14 protein-coding genes are annotated in these 20,654 nt (G+C 73.6%); 13 read left to right on the forward strand and 1 reads right to left on the reverse strand.

The window, feature by feature from the left end; all coding sequences use genetic code 11:
- Positions 1–47: 47 nt before the first annotated feature.
- Positions 48–905, reverse strand: coding sequence for a DUF3097 domain-containing protein (locus ACXJKF_RS12590; protein WP_456788054.1), 858 nt, complete (start codon positions 903–905; stop codon positions 48–50).
- Between the two features lie 136 nt (positions 906–1,041).
- Here ACXJKF_RS12590 and hrcA point away from each other — a divergent pair, with 136 nt between their 5' ends.
- The 13 genes from hrcA (at position 1,042) to ACXJKF_RS12655 (ending at position 20,652) form a co-directional block, all read left to right on the forward strand.
- Positions 1,042–2,064, forward strand: coding sequence for a heat-inducible transcriptional repressor HrcA (hrcA, locus tag ACXJKF_RS12595; protein ID WP_456788055.1), 1,023 nt, complete (start codon positions 1,042–1,044; stop codon positions 2,062–2,064).
- A 55-nt stretch (positions 2,065–2,119) separates the two neighbouring features.
- The gene (dnaJ, locus tag ACXJKF_RS12600) at positions 2,120–3,247 is read left to right on the forward strand and encodes a molecular chaperone DnaJ (RefSeq protein ID WP_456788056.1); all 1,128 of its coding nucleotides are present in this window, start codon (positions 2,120–2,122) and stop codon (positions 3,245–3,247) included.
- A gap of 31 nt (positions 3,248–3,278) precedes the next feature.
- Complete coding sequence (locus ACXJKF_RS12605) at positions 3,279–4,037, forward strand: 16S rRNA (uracil(1498)-N(3))-methyltransferase (RefSeq protein WP_456788057.1); 759 nt, start codon at positions 3,279–3,281, stop codon at positions 4,035–4,037.
- Positions 4,038–4,136: 99 nt separating this feature from the next.
- The gene (locus ACXJKF_RS12610) at positions 4,137–5,135 is read left to right on the forward strand and encodes a PhoH family protein (RefSeq protein WP_456788058.1); all 999 of its coding nucleotides are present in this window, start codon (positions 4,137–4,139) and stop codon (positions 5,133–5,135) included.
- A gap of 7 nt (positions 5,136–5,142) precedes the next feature.
- Complete coding sequence (gene ybeY / locus ACXJKF_RS12615) at positions 5,143–5,595, forward strand: rRNA maturation RNase YbeY (protein ID WP_055913350.1); 453 nt, start codon at positions 5,143–5,145, stop codon at positions 5,593–5,595.
- Positions 5,592–6,926: a hemolysin family protein gene (locus ACXJKF_RS12620; protein ID WP_456788059.1), complete on the forward strand. Its 1,335-nt coding sequence runs from the start codon at positions 5,592–5,594 to the stop codon at positions 6,924–6,926. The genes ybeY and ACXJKF_RS12620 overlap by 4 nt, the downstream gene beginning before the upstream one ends.
- Positions 6,923–7,837, forward strand: a complete 915-nt coding sequence (gene era / locus ACXJKF_RS12625) for a GTPase Era (protein WP_055913356.1) — start codon at positions 6,923–6,925, stop codon at positions 7,835–7,837. The genes ACXJKF_RS12620 and era overlap by 4 nt, the downstream gene beginning before the upstream one ends.
- Positions 7,838–7,839: 2 nt before the next feature.
- A complete protein-coding gene (locus ACXJKF_RS12630; protein WP_456788060.1) occupies positions 7,840–9,429 on the forward strand; it encodes an alpha/beta hydrolase family protein in 1,590 nt (529 codons plus the stop codon).
- Between the two features lie 113 nt (positions 9,430–9,542).
- The gene (locus ACXJKF_RS12635; RefSeq protein WP_456788061.1) at positions 9,543–10,448 is read left to right on the forward strand and encodes a PP2C family protein-serine/threonine phosphatase; all 906 of its coding nucleotides are present in this window, start codon (positions 9,543–9,545) and stop codon (positions 10,446–10,448) included.
- Positions 10,445–11,944, forward strand: coding sequence for an FHA domain-containing protein (locus ACXJKF_RS12640; RefSeq protein ID WP_456788062.1), 1,500 nt, complete (start codon positions 10,445–10,447; stop codon positions 11,942–11,944). Before ACXJKF_RS12635 ends, ACXJKF_RS12640 begins: the two co-directional genes overlap by 4 nt.
- Positions 11,941–13,506 carry a serine/threonine-protein kinase gene (locus ACXJKF_RS12645; RefSeq protein ID WP_456788063.1) on the forward strand — a complete coding sequence of 522 codons (1,566 nt, stop codon included), beginning with the start codon at positions 11,941–11,943 and terminating at the stop codon, positions 13,504–13,506. Before ACXJKF_RS12640 ends, ACXJKF_RS12645 begins: the two co-directional genes overlap by 4 nt.
- Positions 13,503–19,649: an Ig-like domain-containing protein gene (locus tag ACXJKF_RS12650; RefSeq protein WP_456788064.1), complete on the forward strand. Its 6,147-nt coding sequence runs from the start codon at positions 13,503–13,505 to the stop codon at positions 19,647–19,649. The genes ACXJKF_RS12645 and ACXJKF_RS12650 overlap by 4 nt, the downstream gene beginning before the upstream one ends.
- Before the next feature lie 46 nt (positions 19,650–19,695).
- Complete coding sequence (locus ACXJKF_RS12655; protein WP_456788065.1) at positions 19,696–20,652, forward strand: AAA family ATPase; 957 nt, start codon at positions 19,696–19,698, stop codon at positions 20,650–20,652.
- Positions 20,653–20,654 lie beyond the last annotated feature (2 nt).

Raw genomic sequence — 20,654 nt, forward strand, 5'->3', positions numbered from 1 at the left:
CTCGCGCGTGATCGGTGCCCGGTCGTCCCGAGGGCGGCCGGGCACCGTCATGCGGTGACGAAGTCGATGAGCTCCTCGACACGGCCCAGCAGGCTGGGCTCGAGGTCGGCGTAGCTGCGCACCGAGCGCAGGATCCGCTGCCACGCGCGGGCGACGTCCGCCTGCTCGTCGGCGGGCCAGCCGAGCTCGCGCAGGATCCCGCGCTTCCACTCGGTGCCGCGCTCGATGACCGGCCAGGCGTCGAGCCCGACGCGCTCGGGGCGGACGGCCTGCCACACGTCGACGTACGGGTGGCCGAGCACGAGCACCGACCCGGCGGGCGTCCCACGGACCGCCTCGGCGGCGATCCGGCTCTCCTTGGAGCCGGTGACGAGGTGGTCCACCAGGACGCCGACGCGTCGCCCAGGACCGGGCGCGAAGTCACGCAGGGCGTCCTGCAGGTTGTCGACGCCGTCGAGCAGCTCCACGACGACGCCCTCGAGCCGCAGGTCGTCACCCCAGACCTTCTCGACGAGCTCGGCGTCGTGCTTGCCCTCGACCCAGATCCGGCTGCCGCGGGCCACCCGCGCGCGGGCGTCGTGCACCGCGACCGACCCGGAGGCGGTGCGCGTCGGGCGGGCCGGTGCGGGTGCGCGCACGGGCGCGGTCAGGGCCACGGGCTCGCCGTCGACCCAGAAGCCGCGGCCGAGCGGGAAGGTGCGGGTCTTGCCACGCCGGTCCTCGAGGACGACGACGTGCTGGCCGCCCGACTTCTCGACCCGGACGACGGCACCCACCCAGCCGGTGGTCACCTCCTCGACGACGAGGCCGGTCTCGGCGGGCTGCGGGCGGCTGGTGCGGGTGGGTCGGTGGTGCGTCGAGGCGGAGCCCCCGAGCACGTCCGAGCCGTAGCGGTCGTCGTTCACCCGGGCAGCCTAGGGGCCGTACCGTGCACGGACCGGCTGCCGCCCCGTGAGTGTCGCGGCTGCGGCGTAGCATTGGCACTCCTGTGCGGGGAGTGCTACCCCGCCGCGACGGCCCGACGACGGCGGAGGAGGCGACATGAGCGAGGACCGGCGGCTGGACGTGCTGCGCGCGATCGTCGAGGACTACGTCGCCACCAAGGAGCCCGTCGGGTCGAGGGCCCTCGTCGAGCGGCACGCGCTGGGCGTCTCGCCCGCGACCATCCGCAACGACATGGCGGCGCTCGAGGAGGGTGGCTACATCGCGCAGCCGCACACCTCGGCGGGTCGCGTGCCGACGGACAAGGGCTACCGGCTGTTCGTGGACCAGCTCTCGACCGTCAAGCCGCTGTCGAGCCCCGAACGGCGCGCCATCGGCACGTTCCTGGAGACCGCGCAGGACCTCGACGACGTCGTGGACCGCGCGGTCCGCCTCATCGCCCAGCTGACCCAGCAGGTCGCTGTGGTGCAGTACCCGTCGCTGCGCCGGTCGGCGCTGCGGCACGTGGAGCTGGTGCCGATCGGCCTGCGGCACCTGCTCGTGGTGCTCATCACGGACACCGGGCGGGTCGAGCAGCGGACCCTCGAGCTCGGCACCGACCTCGACGAGTCCGTCGTCGGCCGCCTGCGCACCCGGCTCAACGTGAGCGCCGCCGGTCGACGCCTCTCCGAGCTGCCCGTGGCGCTCGGCGAGCTGGCCGAGGGTTTCGCACCGGCCGACCAGCACCTGGTCAACGCCGTGGTGGCCGTCGTCGAGGAGACCCTGGCGCAGGAGAGCGAGGAGCGGGTCGTGCTCGCGGGCACCGCGAACCTCGCGCGCGTGGGCAGCTCGGACGTGCGGTCCATCGGGCCCGTCCTCGAGGCGCTGGAGGAGCAGGTCGTGCTCCTGCGCCTCTTCTCGGAGATGGCCGAGGACCATGCCGCCGTCGCGGTCCGGATCGGCCGCGAGACGCAGCACGACGGGCTCGTCGAGACGAGCTTCGTGACCACCGGCTACGGCGACGAGGGCGGCGGGTCGGTGGCCCGCATCGGCTCGATCGGCCCGCTGCGCATGGACTACCCCGGCACCATGTCGGCGGTCCGCGCGGTGGCCCGGTACCTGACGCGCATCCTCGCCCAATGACCCGCCCCCGCACAGCACCACACGAACCCACCGCTGGAAGCGAGCAGAACCTCCCGTGACCGACTACTACGAGATCCTGGGCGTGCCGCGCGACGCGAGCCCCGAGCAGATCAAGAAGGCGTACCGCAAGCTCGCCCGCGAGCACCACCCCGACGTGGCGGGGGCGGACGCGGGCTCGGAGGACACGTTCAAGGACGTGTCCCGCGCCTACGACGTGCTCGGCAACCCCGAGAAGCGTCGCGCGTACGACCTGGGCGGCGACCCGTCGTCCCCGGGCGGCGGCATGGGTGGCGGGTTCGGCTTCCAGGACATCTTCGAGACGTTCTTCGGTGCCGCGACCGGCGCCGCTGCGCAGCGCGGGCCGATCCCGCGGGCGCGACGCGGGCAGGATGCCCTCGTGCGGCTCGACCTCGACCTCGCGGACGTCACGTTCGGCGTGCACAAGGACGTCCCCGTGGACACGGCCGTCGTCTGCCCGACGTGCAGCGGCTCGTGCTGCCGCCCGGGCACCTCGCCGCGCTCCTGCGAGGTGTGTGGCGGGCGCGGCTCGGTGCAGCGCGTCGCCCGGTCGTTCCTGGGACAGGTCATGACCACGCAGCCCTGCGCCGCGTGCCACGGGTTCGGCACGGTCATCCCCGAGCCGTGCACCGAGTGCTCCGGTGAGGGTCGCGTGCGCTCGCGCCGAACCCTGAGCGTCGACGTGCCCGCGGGCGTCGACACGGGGACCCGGATCAAGCTCACCGGCCAGGGCGAGGTCGGGCCCGCCGGCGGACCGTCCGGCGACGTCTACCTCGAGGTCCGTGAGCGCAAGAACGACACGTTCGTGCGCCGCGGCGACGACCTGCACGCCACGCTCGAGGTGCCCATGACGGCCGCTGCCCTCGGCACGGTGCTCATGCTCGACACGCTCGACGGTCCGCGCGAGGTCGACCTGCGACCCGGCACGCAGCCGTCGCAGATCGTGTCGCTCAAGGGACTCGGCGTCGGTCACCTGCACGCCACCGGGCGCGGCGACCTGCACGTCCACGTCGAGGTCCACGTCCCGACGGCGATGGACGACGAGCAGGCGGAGCTGCTGCGCCGGCTGGCCGCGCTGCGCGGCGAGGAGCGTCCGGAGGCGCGGCTGTCCGCGTCCAGCCCGGGCGTGTTCTCCAAGCTGCGCGACAAGCTCTCGGGTCGCTGAGCGTGACCGTGGCGACGGTGTCCACAGAAGCATGAGCGCGCCCGTCTTCCTCGCCGAGCCCGGCACGCTCGACGGTGTCGCTGATGGCGCCACGTACCTCCTCGACGGCACCGAGGGCCGGCACGCGGGCGTGGTGCAGCGGCGCGGTCCCGGGGAACGTGTCGACGTCGTCGACGGTGCGGGGGTGCGTCTGCTCGGGGTCGTCGGCGCGGTGACGGCCGAGGGCGTGCTCGTGCACGTGCAGCAGCGGGTGGTCGAGCCGGACCCCGCCGTCGCGCTGGTGCTCGTGCAGGCGCTCGCCAAGGGCGACCGCGACGAGATGGCGATCGAGGCGGCCACCGAGGTCGGCGTCGACGTCGTGGTGCCGTGGCAGGCGGAGCGCTCGATCGTCGTGTGGCGCGGCGAGCGGGCGGCGAAGAGCCGGGCCCGCTGGCTGGGGACCGTCCGGGCGGCCGCCAAGCAGTCGCGCCGGGCGCGCGTGCCCGCGGTCGAGGTCGCGCTGGACGCCCGAGGGCTGGTCGACCGGGTCCGCGCGGTCCTGGCCGCCGGGGGCGCCGTTCTCGTGCTGCACGAGGAGGCGAGCGAGCCCCTCGCCTCGACCGCGCTGCCGGTGGCGGGGGAGTGCCTGGTGGTCGTGGGGCCCGAGGGCGGGATCGGCGAGGGCGAGCTGGGCCGTCTGGTGGAGGCCGGTGCCCGCGCCGTCCGGCTCGGCCCGCACGTGCTTCGGACGTCGACCGCGGGGCCCGTCGCTCTCGCGATGCTGGCCGAGAGACTCGGTCGGTGGGCCTGATCGGCCCGTCGGCGGAATGCTGTGGGAGCCGCCTCGTAGACTGAGGACGTTCTTCGCACTCCAGATCGAGCTAAGGAGCGCACGGCGCACGCCGAGCACATGGTCGAGTCCACTTCCGCAGCGCGTACCTCCGCCGCACCCGCGCGCGTCGAGCACCGGATCAGCGTCCCCTCCGAGGTCTCGATGGTCGAGCTGCTCGGCCTCCGGGACGAGGTCCTGCGCACCATCGAGTCGGGGTTCACCGGCGTCGACATCCACGTCCGCGGCAACGAGGTCACCCTGGCCGGCCCGGTCGGTGACGTGGCCCTGGTCTCGCGCCTGGTCGACGAGCTGGTCGAGATGGCGGCCGGCGGGACGCCGCTCACCGCCGAGGTGGTGACCAGGTCGGTCGCCATGCTGACGGCCGCGTCGAGCGCACGCCCGGCCGACGTCCTGTCCTTCAACATCCTCACGGGCCGCGGCCGGACCATCCGCGCCAAGACGTCGGGCCAGAAGGACTACGTCGACGCGATCGACCGGCACACCGTGACGTTCGGCATCGGACCGGCGGGCACGGGCAAGACGTACCTCGCGATGGCCAAGGCGGTGCAGGCGCTCCAGGACCGCAAGGTGCACCGGATCGTGCTCACGCGGCCSGCSGTCGAGGCGGGCGAACGGCTCGGGTTCCTGCCCGGCAGCCTCTCGGACAAGATCGACCCGTACCTGCGCCCGCTGTACGACGCGCTGCACGACATGGTGGACGCCGAGTCGATCCCGCGGCTGATGGAGGCGGGGACCATCGAGGTGGCCCCGCTGGCCTACATGCGCGGCCGCACCCTCAACGACGCGTTCATCATCCTCGACGAGGCGCAGAACACCTCCGTGGAGCAGATGAAGATGTTCCTCACGCGCCTCGGGTTCGGCTCGAAGGTCGTCGTCACCGGAGACATCACGCAGGTGGACCTGCCGTCGTCGCAGACGTCGGGCCTGCGCGTGGTCGAGCAGATCCTCCAGGGGGTCGACGACGTCGCGTTCTGCCGCCTGACCTCCTCGGACGTGGTCCGGCACCGCCTGGTCAGCGAGATCATCGACGCGTACGCGCGCTGGGACAGGAGCTGAGGCGGCCGTGAGCGTCGAGGTCAACAACGAGTCCGGGTACGACGTCGACGAGGCGGAGTTCGCCGCGCTCGCGCGCTACGTGCTGGACGAGATGCACGTGCACCCGCAGACGGACCTGTCGATCCTGCTGGTCGGGACCGACGTGATGACCGACCTGCACGTCAAGTGGATGGACGAGCCCGGGCCCACCGACGTGCTGTCCTTCCCGATGGACGAGCTGCGTCCGGGACGCGAGGGCGACGTGACGCCCGCGGGACTCCTCGGTGACGTCGTGCTCTGCCCCGAGGTCGCCGCGCAGCAGGCGCGCACGGCGGGGCACTCCACCGCCGAGGAGCTGCTGCTCCTGACCACTCACGGGATCCTGCACCTGCTCGGCTACGACCACGCCGAGCCGGAGGAGGAGAAGGAGATGTTCGCCCTCCAGCGCCGGCTTCTGCTGACGTTCCTGGCGTCCCGATGACSGACGTCCCCGTGGCGCTGCTCGTCCTGGTCGCAGCGCTCGGCATCGTCGCGGCCGCCGCGCTGTCCGCGGGCGAGGTGGCGGTGGCCCGGATCTCGCGGGCGGCCGTCTCCGAGCTGCTCGCCGAGGGGCACCCCGCCGCGGGCCGGGTCCGTGCCCTGGCCGACCACCCCGCGCGGGTGGCGTCGGCGGCCGCGTTCGTGCGGCTGCTGGCCGAGATGACGGCGACGGTCTGCATCACGCTCGTGGTCGCGTCGGGCGAGCTGCCCTGGTGGGCCGTCCTGCTCGTCGCGGTCGCCGTGTGCGGTCTCGTGGCGTTCCTGCTGGTGCGGGCGAGCCCGCGCACGCTCGGCCGCAGGCACCCCGTCGCCGTGGTGACCCGGCTGTCCCGCGTGCTCGTGGCCGTCACCGCCGTCGCCGGTCCGCTGGGCGCCGCCGGGCGGCCGGGGGCGGGGTCCGCCGCCGAGGACGAGGACGAGCTGCGGGACATGGTGCAGCGGGTCAGCGAGTCGGACGTCATCGAGGACGAGGAGCGGGAGATGTTCCGATCCGTCCTCGAGCTGGGTGAGACGCTCACCCGTGAGGTCATGGTGCCGCGCACGGACATGGTGACCACGCCCGAGGACACACCGCTGCGCAAGGCGCTCGCGCTGCTGCTGCGCTCCGGGTTCTCCCGGGTCCCGCTCGTCGGCGACTCCGTGGACGACCTCCGTGGCGTGCTCTACCTCAAGGACGTCGTCGCCCGGCTGCCGATCGCGCCGGCCGGCCGGTCGGACCGCCAGCAGCAGGAGGCGATGCTCGACGCACCCGCGTCGTCGCTCGCCCGACCGGCCGTGTTCGTGCCCGAGTCGAAGCCGGTCGACGAGCTGCTGCGCGAGCTGCAGAGCGGCTCCTCGCACATGGCCATGGTGGTCGACGAGTACGGCGGTATCGCCGGCCTGGTGACCATCGAGGACGCGCTCGAGGAGATCGTCGGCGAGCTGACCGACGAGCACGATCCCACGGCACCCGTCGTCGAGGAGCTGGACCACGGCGTCTTCCGGGTCCCCGCGCGGTTCGGCCGGGACGAGCTGGGTGAGCTGTTCGACCTCGAGGTGGACGACGAGGACGTCGACACCGCCGGAGGCCTGCTGGCCAAGGCGCTCGGCAAGGTCCCGCTCCCGGGCTCCGCCGGCGACATCCACGGGCTGCACCTCGTCGCCGACCGGGTCGAGGGCCGGCGCCGCCGGCTGGCCACCGTGCTGGTCAGCGTGGCCGAGAGCACGGACCGACCGACGGACACCCCCACCCCGGGCCGCGCCCCGACCGACACCCACGGAGCCACCCGATGACCTTCCACTCCGGATTCGCCTGCTTCGTCGGGCGCCCCAACGCCGGCAAGTCGACGTTGACCAACGCGCTCGTCGGCCAGAAGGTCGCCATCACCTCCGGGCGCCCGCAGACCACCCGGCACACCGTCCGCGGGATCGTGCACCGCCCCGACGCGCAGCTGATCCTCGTCGACACCCCGGGTCTGCACCGCCCCCGGACGCTGCTCGGGGAGCGGCTGAACGCCCTGGTCAAGGACACGCTCACCGAGGTCGACGTGGTCGGCTTCTGCCTGCCCGCCGACCAGCGGGTCGGCCCCGGCGACCGGTTCATCGCCGAGCAGATGTCCGAGCTCGCGCGCGACGGTCGCGGCACGCCCGTGGTCGCCGTCGTGACGAAGGCCGACCTCGTAGGCAAGGGCAAGCTCGCCGAGCACCTCATGGCCGTGCAGGCGCTGGGGGAGTGGGCGGACATCGTGCCCGTCTCGGCGACCTCCGGGTACAACGTCGACGTGCTGGAGAACGTGCTGATCGGGCACCTGCCGGAGGGGACGCCCCTGTACGCCGAGGGTGAGCTCACCGACGAGCCCGAGGCGGTCATGGTGGCGGAGCTGGTCCGCGAGGCCGCGCTGGAGGGCGTGCGCGACGAGCTGCCGCACTCGCTGGCCGTCGTCGTCGACGAGATCGTGGCCCGCGACGAGCCGGCCGCGAACGGCGTGCCGATGCTCGACGTGCGCGTGCACCTGTTCGTCGAGCGGGACAGCCAGAAGGCCATCATCATCGGCAAGGGCGGTGCGCGGCTGCGCGACGTCGGCAGCCAGGCGCGCCGCGGCATCGAGGCGCTGCTCGGGGCCCGGGTCTACCTGGACCTGCACGTCAAGGTGGCGAAGGACTGGCAGCGCGACCCGAAGCAGCTCGGGAAGCTGGGCTTCTGAGCATGCTGAGATCGGGTGGACGCGCGGTGCCGCGGGCGGGCACGGACGTGGACCGGCACGTGGGCCGGTCCTACCGGGTCGCTGCGAGCACGGCCCTCGGGGTGCTGGTCCTCGCGGTCCTCGGCGCGGTCATGGGGCCGCAGTGGGACCCGGTGCCGCTGGCGGACCCGCTGGTGGTGGAGACGTCCTCGACGGCGATCGGGTCCGCCGCGCCCGTCCCGACCTACGACGTCCGCACCTCGGTGGTGACGGTGCAGCTCGACGGCACGACGATCGACGCCCAGATCAGCGAGCCGGTCGGGCTCGACGAGCCCGCGAGTGCGGTCCTGTTCGTGCACGGCGCCGGGACCGGACGTTACGACACGGCGTTCCTCGACCAGGCGCACGCGCTCGCGGCGTCCGGGATCGTCGCGATGGTGCCGAACAAGCGGCTCGACACGTACACCACCCGGCACCGGGACTACGTGGCGATGGCGGCGGACTACGAGGCATCGGTGGAGGTGCTGCAGTCCTACCCGGGGGTCGACCCCGAGCGCGTCGGCATCTACGCCGAGAGCGAGGGCGGCTGGATCGCACCGGTCATGGCCGCACAGGACCCGTCGATCGCGTTCGTGGTCCTGGTCTCCTCCCCGGTGGTGCCGCCGCGCGAGCAGGCGGCGTTCGCCGTCGACTCCTACCTGCGCAACACGGGCGTGCCCCACGGGGTGTTCCGGGCGATCCCGCGCGCCGTCGGCATGTCGCTGCCCGGCGGAGGGTTCGAGTACGCCGACTTCGACGTGACCCCGTACCAGCGCCAGATGCGTCAGCCGGTCTTCGTCGTCTACGGGACCGGCGACGCGTCGATGCCCACCATCCAGGGCGCCGAGCAGGTGCTGCGCGACACCGCCATCGCCGGGAACGGTGACGTGACCGTCCGCTACTACGAGGGCGCCAACCACGGCATCCGCGTCGGCGGCGAGGTGGACGCGGCCTTCCTGCGCGACCTGTCCGGCTGGGTGCTCGGCCTGCCCACGACCGGAGACTCCGAGCCGCGGATCGCGGGGGCGCAGCCGGTCCAGACGTACGTCGCGGAACCCGTCCCCGAGCCCCGCTGGTTCGGGGACGGCGACGTCGTCCTGGCCCTCGCGATCGCCTCCGTGGCCCTGATCGTGCTCGGGCCGCTGGCTGTGCTGGTCGCGCGCGGTGCGGAGGAGGCCACCGACCGGGTGCGGCGCCGCCGCGGCGCCACCGTGACCGTCGCCGGACCGCGGTTCGCGCGCGGCGTGCTGCCGCGGCTGGTCATCTTCGGCGCCGGCGCGATCGCCACGGTGCTCGGGCTCGTCTGGTACCTCGTCTCGGTCGCTCGCCTCGCGCTGGACTACCAGCGCAACGACCTCGTCGTCCAGGGCGGCTGGGTGGTCGTGCGGGTCCTGGGGATCGCGGTGGTCGTCGTCGGGGTCCTGCTGCTGCGGCGCTGCCGTCGGGTCCGCCTCGCGGGTGAGGTCCCGGCGCCCGGGATCGTGCGGACCGCCGTGCTGTGGTCCGGCGTCATAGGCTCCGTGCTGCTGCTGGTGATCCTGGCCTACTGGGGTGTCTTCCAGCTCGGGATCTGACCAGGGATGACCACACAGCGGGTCGCGTTGTGTACGAAGCGCTCACGTACGGCACGATGTGCGCCGATGATCTGAACGGACCGTCAGGACCGTTCCCAGGACAAGGGGGTCGCGTGCGCACGTCGTGGGGTTCGGCCACCGACCGTGGCCTCGTCCGCGAGGTCAACGAGGACGCCCTCCTTGCCTACCCTCCGGTCTTCCTCGTGGCGGACGGKATGGGTGGTCACGACGCGGGTGACCTCGCGAGCCGCATCGCCGTCGAGGAGTTCGCGCAGCTCGCCGGGCAGGCTGCGGCGACGGCCGACGACGTGCACGCGTGCTTCGACCGGACCGCCGCGCGCATCCGTGCCGAGTTCACCGGAGGACGCCAGGGCGGCACGACCGTGTCCGGCGTCGCGGTGACCGAGCACGACGGCGGCTCCTACTGGCTCGTCTTCAACGTCGGCGACTCGCGCGTGTACCTGTGGTCCGGCGACGTCCTCGAGCAGGTGAGCGTCGACCACTCGGTGGTCCAGGAGCTGCTGGACCTGGGTGAGATCGACCGGACCGAGGCGGCGACGCACCCGGAGCGGCACGTCCTGACCCGGGCCCTCGGCACCGGGGACCCGCCGGAGCCCGAGTACTGGCTTCTGCCCGCCGGCCTGCACGACAGGCTGCTGATCTGCACGGACGGGCTGACCCGCGAGGTCGGCGACGACGACCTGGCGCGCGTGCTGGCGGAGACGGCCGACCCGCAGGACGCCGCCGCGCACCTGGTGCGGCTCGCGCTCGAGCACGGCGCCCGGGACAACGTGAGTGCGGTCGTCGTGGACGTCGCCACGGCCGCCGGGGCGCACGACGACGTCCACATCACCGTGCCCCGCACCGGGGCGGAGCTGGGCCCCTACGTGTGGGACGAGATGCTCAACGGCGTCACGGTCCCGCGTCGCACCCGGACGGCCACCAAGCCGATCCCGCGCGTCGCACCGGGATCGAGCACGCCGGACCCGAACCCATCCACCGAGGAGACCCCGTCATGAGCGTGCCCGAGTACACCGTCGGCGACTGGACCGCCGTGGTGCGCCCCGGATTCGTCGCGCTGCTCGGCGCGGGGACCGCCGAGTCCACCGTCCGTGCGCTCTGGCAGGACAGCGGCGAGGGCGTGTTCGCGGCGCTCGCCCTGCTCGCGCGCGACGGGTTCGGCGGCCTGCCCCCGTTCGCCGTCGTCTCGGTCGACGGTCGACGCGTCCACGCCGCTCTGCGCGGCGACGTCGAGGTCGTCGTCGAGGTGGACGGACGGCAGGACGTGTGGCGTTCGGGTGAGGTCAGCACGTGGACCGAGCGGGTCCTCGACGGCGTGGCCGACGTCGTCGTGCAGGCGGACGGTGCACCGGCCGGGTCGGCGAGCCTGCCGCTCGCCGACGGCGTCGCCGCCGCGTCGCGCGTCCGGCTCGCGCTGACCGTGCGCGACACCGCCGACGTGGTGCCGACCACCGCACCCGCGACGAACCCGGTCGGGGCGGAGCCGGTGGCCGCCGAGCCGGTCGCGGAGGAGCCGGTTGCCGCCGAGCCGGTCGCGGAGGAGCCGGTTGCCGCCGAGCCGGTCGCCGAGCCGCCGGTTGCCGTGGAGGCCGTCGCCGTCGAGCCGGTCGCCGTCGAGCCCACCGTCGCCGAGCAGGCCGGGACGACGCCCGTCGCCGAGGACCTCGTGGTGCCGCCGGTCGTCGAGGAGGAGCAGCCCACCGAGGTCGCGTCCTCGTCCGCCGGGATCGTCGACGTCGCCCCGTGGGAGACCCCGGCGCAGGACCCGGACTCGGTGCCCACCGCGAGGCTCGTCGACATCATCTCGTGGGACGAGCCGACCGAGGTCGAGCTCGTCCCGGTCGCGGGCACCGACGCCGACGACGACGAGGACGACGAGGTCGAGGACGAGGACGAGGCCGACGCTGGTCCCGACGCGGACCGTCCCGACCCGTCGGGCGTCGTCGCCGCGGCCGAGTCGTTCCTGACCTCGCCGTTCAGCCCGCGCGGGGCCGAGCCGGCGGCCGCGCCGCTGCCGGTCGGCGGCGCCTCGCTGGACGACCACGACGGTCTGACGATCCTGTCCACGGACCTCGCCGAGATCCGTGAGCAGCTCCCGTCGTGGGCGTCCGACGACCTGCCTGCGCCGTTCCGGACCCCCGTCGTGGCCAGCCCGCCCGCGCGCCTCGTGCTGTCGACCGGGCTCGTCGTGCCGCTCGACCGTGCCGTGCTCCTGGGTCGTGCCCCGCAGGTCGCCCGGGTGACCAACCGCGAGCTGCCGCGCCTGATCACGGTGCCGAGCCCGCAGCAGGACATCTCCCGGACGCACGCGGAGGTGCGCGTCGAGGGCGAGCACGTCGTCGTCACGGACCTGGACTCCACGAACGGCATCCACGTGTCCCGGCCCGGTGAGGGCGCACGACGGCTGCACCCCGGCGAGCCCAGCGTCGTCGGCACCGACGAGGTCGTCGACCTGGGCGACGGCGTGACGTTCTCGGTGGAGCGGGGTTCGTGACCGCACGCCGCGAAGCGTCGACGCCGCCACGCCTGCCGGGCTACGAGTACCTCCGGGTCCTCGGCCTCGGGGGCTTCGCGGACGTCTTCCTGTACCAGCAGGAGCTTCCGCGGCGTGAGGTGGCGGTCAAGGTGCTCCTGGCGGGGAGCCTCGACGACGGCGTCCGGCGGCGGTTCCAGCAGGAGGCCAACCTCATGGCCCAGCTGTCCCACCACCCGTCGATCGTCACGATCTACCACGCCGCGATCGCGGCCGACGGTCGCCCGTTCCTCGTCATGGAGTACTGCTCGCGGCCAGGCCTCGCGGAGCGGTACCGGCAGGAGCGCATCTCGGTCGCGGAGGCGCTGCGGATCGGCATCCGGCTCGCGTCGGCGGTCGAGACCGCGCACCGCGCCGGCATCCTGCACCGCGACATCAAGCCCGCGAACGTCCTGACCACCGACTTCGGGTGGCCCGCGCTCACCGACTTCGGCATCGCCGCGACGACCGGCCACGGAGCGGGTGCGACGGTCGGGATGTCGATCCCGTGGTCGCCGCCGGAGCTGCTGGGCGAGCACCCGACGGGCGACGAGCGGTCGGACGTCTACTCGTTGGCCGCGACCATCTACTCGCTGCTCGCCGGGCGTACCCCGTTCGAGGTCCYCGGCGGGCAGAACACGGCCCAGCAGCTGGTCGCCCGCATCGAGCGGGCTCCGCTGCCGCCCACAGGCCGCAACGACGTGCCCCCCGGGCTGCAGGAGCTGCTCGAGCGCGCCATGGCGAAGCACCCGACCCGGCGGTTCGCCTCTGCCGCGGCGGTCGCACGAGCGCTCCAGCAGGTCGAGGCCGACCTGCGGCTGCCGATCACCCCGCTCGACCTCATGGACACGCCGGACGCCGCCGCGGACTCCGGTGCGCCGACGGCACGGTCGGCGGACGAGGACCGCGAGGACGCGACCCGGTTGCGGTCGATCGTCACCGTGGCGCCGACGGCCCCCGTCGAGCAGCCGACGCCGCCGCCCGGTGCGGACGAGCCGACCCGGCTGCGCGGGGTCACCTACGTCGCGCCCGAGCCGACCAGCGCGCGCCCTGGCCCGGTCTACGTCACGCCCCCCGAGGTGGTGGACCCCGAGCCGGCCGAGACGGTCCAGCGTGGTCGCTCCCGCGTGGTGGCGGGCGTCGTGTCCGGCGTCGTCGTGCTCGCCGCGGTCGTGGCGATCGGCGCGGCGGCCCTCTGGGGCGACGGGGCATCCGGTGACCCGACGCCCACGTCCGACTTCACGCAGGACGCCGACCCCACCCGGATCGCCGACCCCGTCCCGTCACCGTCCGGGCTGCAGGGCACCCGCCAGGCCGACGGATCGGTCCTGTTCACCTGGGACAACCCGGAGCCGCAGGAGGGCGACCGCTACGTGTGGGGCGTCCTGCAGGCCACGGGCGATCCCGACCTGGCGCTCATCGACACCGCGAAGGTGATCGTTCCCGCCGACCAGGCGACCACGCCCCAGGTCTGCATCGAGGTCGCGATCGTGCGCGTGGACCGCCGCGTCTCCACCGAGCCGGCGCAGGGGTGCACCTCATGAGGTGGCGCTCGGTGCGCTCGCGGGCGACCACGGCGGCGGCCGTCGTCACCGTCCCGGTGCTCGTGCTGGTGCTGGCGCTGCTCGACCAGGGCTTCCCGCTCGCCCGGCTGGACCTGAACGACGGCGGGGTGTGGCTGACCGCCACGAGCAAGCTGCAGCTGGGCCGCTACAACGCGCAGGTCGAGGAGCTCAACGGCGGGCTGTCGGCGTCGGGGAGCACGTTCGACGTCCTGCAGGACGCGGGTGACGTGCTGCTGGTCGAGCCGGGCACGATCGCCGTGGTCGACCCGGCGTCGGTCACGCTCGGCACCCAGGTCGACGTGTCGGGCGCCGAGGCGTCGATGGCCGCCGGCGTGGTGGCCGTGTACGACACCGACGGGAACGTGTGGGTCCGGCCGATCACCGAGCTGGACACGCTGCGGATCTCGACGGACGCCCCGGACGTCGAGGTCGGGAAGGGTGGTGCCGCCGTGGTCGCGCGCAGCGGCGCCGTCCTGGCGGTGTCCGCCGAGGACGGCGCGGTGACGCGCGTCGACATCGTCGACGGCGCGGCGCGCAGCACGCCCCTGGGATCGTTGGGCGCCGGCCCGGTCGACCGGCTGACCGCCGTGGGCGACGCACCCGTCGTGCTGTCCGACAGCACCGTGCGGACCCTGGACGGCGAGGTGACGCTCGAGGGCGCCAACCTGGCGCTGCAGGAGCCGGGACCGGACTCCTCGCGCGCCCTCGTCGCGAGCCGCACCGCGCTCCTGGAGGTCCCGCTCGACGGCGGCACCGTGGTGGAGCACCCGACGGACGGGTCGGGGGTGCCCGCAAGGCCGGTGCAGGTCGGCCGGTGCGCGCACGGCGCCTGGGCGTCGCCCACCGGTTCGTACCTGCAGCTGTGCGACGGCGCCGACGCCGAGGTCAGCAACCTCGAGCAGATGTCCAGCGCCGACGTGCTCGCGTTCCGCGTGAACCGGCAGGTCGTCGTGCTGAACGACACGCTGCGCGGCCGCCTCTGGATGCCCCTGCAGGACACCGACCTGCGGGTGCCGGAGTGGACGCAGATCGAGCCGGAGGAGCAGCCGGACGAGGCCGAGGAGGAGACCGAGGCGTCGGACACCACCCAGGACCTGGTCACGGAGTGCTCCGCGGAGTCGGCACCCCCGACCGCCGCCGACGACGAGTTCGGCGTGCGGCCCGGCCGGACCACGATCCTGCCGGTGATCGACAACGACTCGTCCTCGGACTGCGGGATCCTGGTGATCTCGGTGTTCGACCCGCTGCCCGCCGAGTTCGGTCGGGTCGAGGCGATCTACGGCGGACGCTCGCTGCAGGTGACGGTCGCCGAGGGTGCCACCGGCACCGCGGAGCTGACCTACACGATCACGGACGGCCGCGGCACCACCCCGTCCACCGCGCGCGTCGTGCTCACCGCACGGGACGGGTCGCTCGACGAGCCCCCCGTCCAGCTGCGGACCGGCGCGCTGCAGGTCGAGCAGGGCGGGCAGGCCGACCACCAGGCCCTCGCGGACTTCCAGGACCCCGACGGCGACGACCTGGTGCTCATCGGCGCGACCGCGGACCCGGCCGTGGGCTCGGTGCGGTTCCGGCAGGACGGGTCCGTGACGTTCCGGGCGGACGGTGGCCAGCTCGGTCGCACCAGCGTGACCCTCCTGGTGTCGGACGGAACGTCCACCACCGAGGGCCGGCTCGACGTCGACGTCCGGCCGACGGGCTCGTTGCCGCCGCAGATCGACCCCGTGCACGCGGTGACCTACGTCGACCAGCCTGTGACGCTCCACCCGCTGGACCTGGTGCGGAGCTCGTCGGCCGAGCCGCCGCGCCTCGCGGGCGTCGACGAGGTGGTCGGCGCCACGATCACGACGGACCTGCAGGGTGGCACCTTCACGTTCAGCGCGGCGCGCGCCGGCAGCTACTACGTGCCGTTCCTCGTGTCGGCGCCGCCGCAGCAGGCGACCGGTCTGGCACGGATCGACGTGCGCGTCTGGCCCGAGACGGACCAGCCGCCGATCGCGGTCCGGGACCAGGCGTTCCTCCCCGCCGACGGCGAGGTGACKGTCGACCCCCTGGCCAACGACACCGACCCGGCCGGCAAGGTGCTGGTCCTGCAGTCMGTCGACGCCCCCGAGGGGCTCCGGGTCGCGATCCTCGAGCACCACCTGGTGCAGATCTCGTCGGAGCGGACCCTGACCGCTCCCGTGGCACTGAGCTACACCGTCTCCAACGGGCAGGACAGCACGGTCGGCGAGATCATCGTCCACCCGGTGCCGCCGTCGGCGACGTCCCAGCCTCCCGTGGTGCCCAACGTCGAGGTGGACGTCCGGACCGGCGGGGTCGTGACGATCCCCGTGCTCGACGACGCGTACGACCCCGACGGTGACCGGCTGACGCTGCGGAGCGAGCTCGTCGAGCCCCTGGCCGACGGGCAGGGCCTGCTCTTCGTCTCGGGGGACGTGCTGCGCTACCAGGCGCCCGACGAGCCCCTCACCGCACGGGCGACGTTCGAGGTGGAGGACGCCACCGGCAACCTGACCGCCGCCACGGTGACGGTCCGGGTGCACCAGTCGGACGCGAGCACGAAGGCCCCGCCACGGCCCCAGGACCTGGTGGCGCGCGTCTTCCAGGGGGACACCGTCCGCATCTACGTCCCGCTCGTCGGCATCGACCCCGACGGCGACGGCGTCACGCTGCTCGGCATCGCGTCGTCCGCGCTGCGCGGACGCGTGACGGCGACGGGCGCGGACTGGCTGGAGTACCAGGCGTTCCCCGACGAGGTCGGCACCGACGAGTTCACCTACGCCGTCGAGGACTGGGTCGGGCAGCGCGCCGTGGCCACGATCCGCGTCGGCATCAGCCCGCGGCCCACCGACTCGGCGACCGTCGTGGCGCGGGACGACGAGGTCACGGTGAAGCCCGGGCAGCGGGTGGAGGTCCGGGTGCTGGCGAACGACGTCGACTCGAGCGGCGGCGACCTCAACCTCGAACCCGACCTGGAGAAGGACGCGGGTGTCGACGCCGTGGTGCAGGACCGGCGGATCGTCGTGCGGGCGCCCGACGAGCCCGGCGTGCTCCAGATCGCGTACACCGCGTCCAACAAGCGTGGCGGGCGGGACACCGGGGTGCTCACCGTCACCGTGTCGGCGGACGCCCCCGTGCTGCCGCCGATCGCCCGCGACATCGTCGTGCCCGCGACGGACACGCTGGACCGCACCGAGGTCTCGGTCGACGTGCTCGCGGTCGCGCAGAACCCGAGCGGGCCGCTGAGCGACCTCGAGGTCTCCGTGCCGGACTCGCAGGCGGCCGTCGCGCGGGTCACCGAGACCGGTGAGGTCGTCGTGACCCTCGTCGACCACGCCCAGACGGTGCCGTACCTGCTCACCAACCGGAGCGGGGACAGACCTGTCGCGTCCTACGCGTTCATCACCGTGCCGGCGCTCGGGTTCTTCCGGCCCGTGCCCCGGCCGAAGGCGCCGGAGCTGCGCGTCGCGTCGGGGGAGCGCCTCGTGATCCCGCTCGGCGAGCAGGTCCAGGTGGCGCCCGGCCGCACGGCGCGGATCGCCGACTCCCTGGGCGTCTCCGCCACGCGGTCCGACGGCACGAGCCCGATCGTGGACGACGAGACCCTGCAGTTCACGTCGGCGGCCGGGTACGCGGGGCCGGCGTCGATCACGGTGCCCGTGACGGACGCGTCCTCCCCGGGGGACACCTCTGCCCGGACGTCCGTCATCACCCTGCAGATCACCGTGTACGCCGTCGACGACTACCCGCCGACCTTCGAGCCGTCCGTCATCGACGTGGCTCCCGGTGAGCCGGCGCTCGCCGTGGACCTGCGGTCCTTCACCACGGGGCCGGAAGGGGCGAACCCGACGGACGGTCGCTACGCGTACACGCTGGTCTCGTCGATCCCGGCCGGGTTCTCCGGCAACATCACCGACGGCGTGCTGCTCATCGCCGCCGACGCGACCACGCCGAAGGGCCGCACCGAGAAGCTGGCCGTCCGGATCGACTACGGCCGGACGGGTTCCTTCGAGACGGCCGTCGACGTGCGGGTCATCGCCAGCACCCGGCCGACGATCCGGCTGGTCGACCGCACGATCCCGGACGGCGTCGAAGGCCGCCAGAGCACCATCGACGTGCTCGAGGGGGCGTTCAACCCGTTCGCGCCCGAACCGATGACCGTGGTCGGCGCCACCGTCGAGACCCCCGGTGCCGGCACCGCAGGGGCGACGTCGAGCACGGTGAGCGTCCGACCGGCCGAGGGGTTCATCGGCCAGATGGTCACGCGGTTCCGGGTCCGGGACGTCACCGGCGACCCGKACCGTGAGGTCGAGGGCCGGGTCACCGTGATCGTGCGCGGCAAGCCCGCCACTCCGACCGCGCCCCGGATCGGCGAGATCCGGGACCGGACCGTCGTGCTGTCCTGGGACGCGCCCGACAACCGTGGCGCACCGATCACCGGCTACCGCGTGGTGGCGAGCCCGGGCAACCTCGTGCGGCAGTGCGCGAGCACCACGTGCACCGTCGACGGCCTGACCAACGACGTCGAGTACACGTTCACGGTCGCGGCGCAGAACGACGTCGACTGGTCGGAGCCGAGCGCCCCGTCCGCCACCGCCCGGCCCGACGCGGTCCCCGACGCGCCCGCGGCGCCCACGCTGGACTTCGGCGACAGCTCGATCCGGGCCACGTGGGACGCGCCGCCCTCGGCCGGCTCGCCGATCACCGGCTACACGCTCGAGATCTCGCCCGCGCCGCCGGCAGGGCCTGCCTCGGTCACGTCCTCGACGACGAGCTTCACGTTCTCCGGCCTGCGCAACGGCACGGCGTACTCCGTCCGCGTGCGTGCGCACAACAAGGCGCCGGACCCCAGCGGCTGGTCGCCGTCGTCGCAGCCCATGGTGCCGGCCGGCGTGCCGGAGGCCCCGGTGAACCTCACGGCGCTGCGCGCGGAATCCCCGCTCGGCGGCCAGATCAACGTGGCCTGGGGGGAGCCCGACGGGAACGGCGACCGGGTCGCCGGGTACGAGCTGGTCATCTCCGGCGGGCCGAACGCCCGCACGGTCCCGTTCGAGGGCACGGGAGCGACGAGCTACGCGTTCACGGACGCGGCCAACGGAGCGCCGTACCAGTTCGAGGTGCGAGCGAGGAACAAGGCGCCCGGGTGGTCGGCACCGGCGGTCACGACGGCCTCCACGTACGGTGTCCCCGCCCCGACGACGATCACGTCCGCCGTCGGTGCTCCGACGGCCGAGCCCGGCAACGGCAGCGTGCGGGTCGTGTGGGCCAGTGCCGACCCGAACGGCTCGCCGGTCACGTCGTACCGGTTGTTCGTGAACGGCACGGACATCGGCGACGTCGGGACGGGGACGTCCAGGGACGTCGGCGGTCTGACGGGCGGTGCCGATGCCACGTTCCAGGTCCAGGCCTGCAACATCGCCGGCTGCGGGGAGTGGTCCGCGCCGCGTGCCGCCGCGCCCGTGCCGGTCACCAAGCCGTCGCCCGCGTCCGGGGTGACGCTGGACGACCCGGCCCGCGACACCGACCGCCAGCCCACGTCGATCACCGCACGCTGGGCCGCGACGAGCGCCTGGGGCGGAGGGGCGAACGCCGAGTACCGCGTCGACTTCTACATCGACGGCGACCTCACCGACTCCAAGGTCGTGACCGGCCAGGAGGCGACGTCCAGCACCCGCATGCCCACGCTGGGCTTCGGCAAGCGGACCGCGACCTTCCGCGCAGTCGTCACCGCGGTCACCTCGGCCGGGGACTCGACGCCGGCTCCGAGCGGCGACCGGGTGGTGCAACGGGCGAGCGAGCCGGGGGACGTCGACGCCGGCTACGCCCTGAGCGTCTCCGACGACGGGGCCTCGATCTCGTCCGACTGGGCCGACGTGCGGGACACCGGCGGCGCCGCGATCACGGGCTACCTCGTCCAGGTCAAGGTCGGGTCCGCCGACTGGGCCGACCTGCCCACCACGACCGCGTCGCAGCTGAGCAACGCGCCGCTGCCCGCCACCGCCGCGCCGGGCACGGTGATCGTGATCCGGGTGCGTGCGCAGAACCAGTTCGGCACCAGCCAGCACTGGGCCCAGTCTCTCGAGGCCCGGGTCCCGGAGCCTCCTCCGGCAGCCCCATGACCATCCCGACCTTCCACCGCAGCACCCCGAGACGGAGACACCGCACATGACCCCCGAGCAGAGCACCTGGTTCGCCGAGACGTTCGACGCACTGGTGTCCAACGTCGGCCTGGCGCTGCTCGGCAAGGAGCACACGGTCCGCCTGGCTCTCACGGCCATGGTCGCGGAGGGGCACCTGCTGCTCGAGGACGCGCCCGGGACCGGCAAGACGTCGCTGGCCAAGGCGCTCGCCGCCACGGTGCAGGGCAGCCACCACCGGATCCAGTTCACGCCGGACCTGCTGCCGTCGGACGTCACGGGCGTGACGATCTACGACCAGAGCACGCACCGGTTCGAGTTCCACCCGGGCCCGATCTTCGCGTCCGTCGTCCTGGCCGACGAGATCAACCGCGCGTCCCCGAAGACCCAGGCGGCGCTCCTCGAGGTCATGGAGGAGGGGCAGATCACGGTCGACGGGGTCACGCACCCGGTGGGCCGGCCGTTCATGGTGATCGCGACGCAGAACCCGATCGAGCAGGCGGGCACGTACCGCCTGCCGGAGGCGCAGCTGGACCGGTTCCTCATCAAGACGTCGCTGGGCTACCCGGACCGCGCGTCGACCATCGAGATCCTCGCGGGAGCGAAGGACCGCACGACGAACCTGACCCCGCGGATCACCACGCAGGCGGTCGGCACGCTGGCGGACCTCGCACAGACCGTGCACATCGACGAGGTCGTCCTCGACTACGTGGCCCGCCTCACGGAGGCGACGCGCGACGACTCGCAGACGGCCATCGGGGCGAGCGTGCGCGGTGGTCTCGCGCTCGTGCGGACCGCCAAGGTCTGGGCGGCCGCGGCCGGGCGCGAGTACGTCATCCCGGACGACGTGAAGGACCTCGCCCAGCCGGTTCTCGCGCACCGCCTGCTGCTCGACACGGAGGCAGAGTTCGCGGGGGTGACGGCGACCGAGATCCTGGCCCGGATCCTCGAGACGACGGCGCCGCCGGCCGTACGGGTGGGCTGACC

The sequence above is a fragment of the Cellulomonas sp. P5_C5 genome (assembly GCF_054049655.1).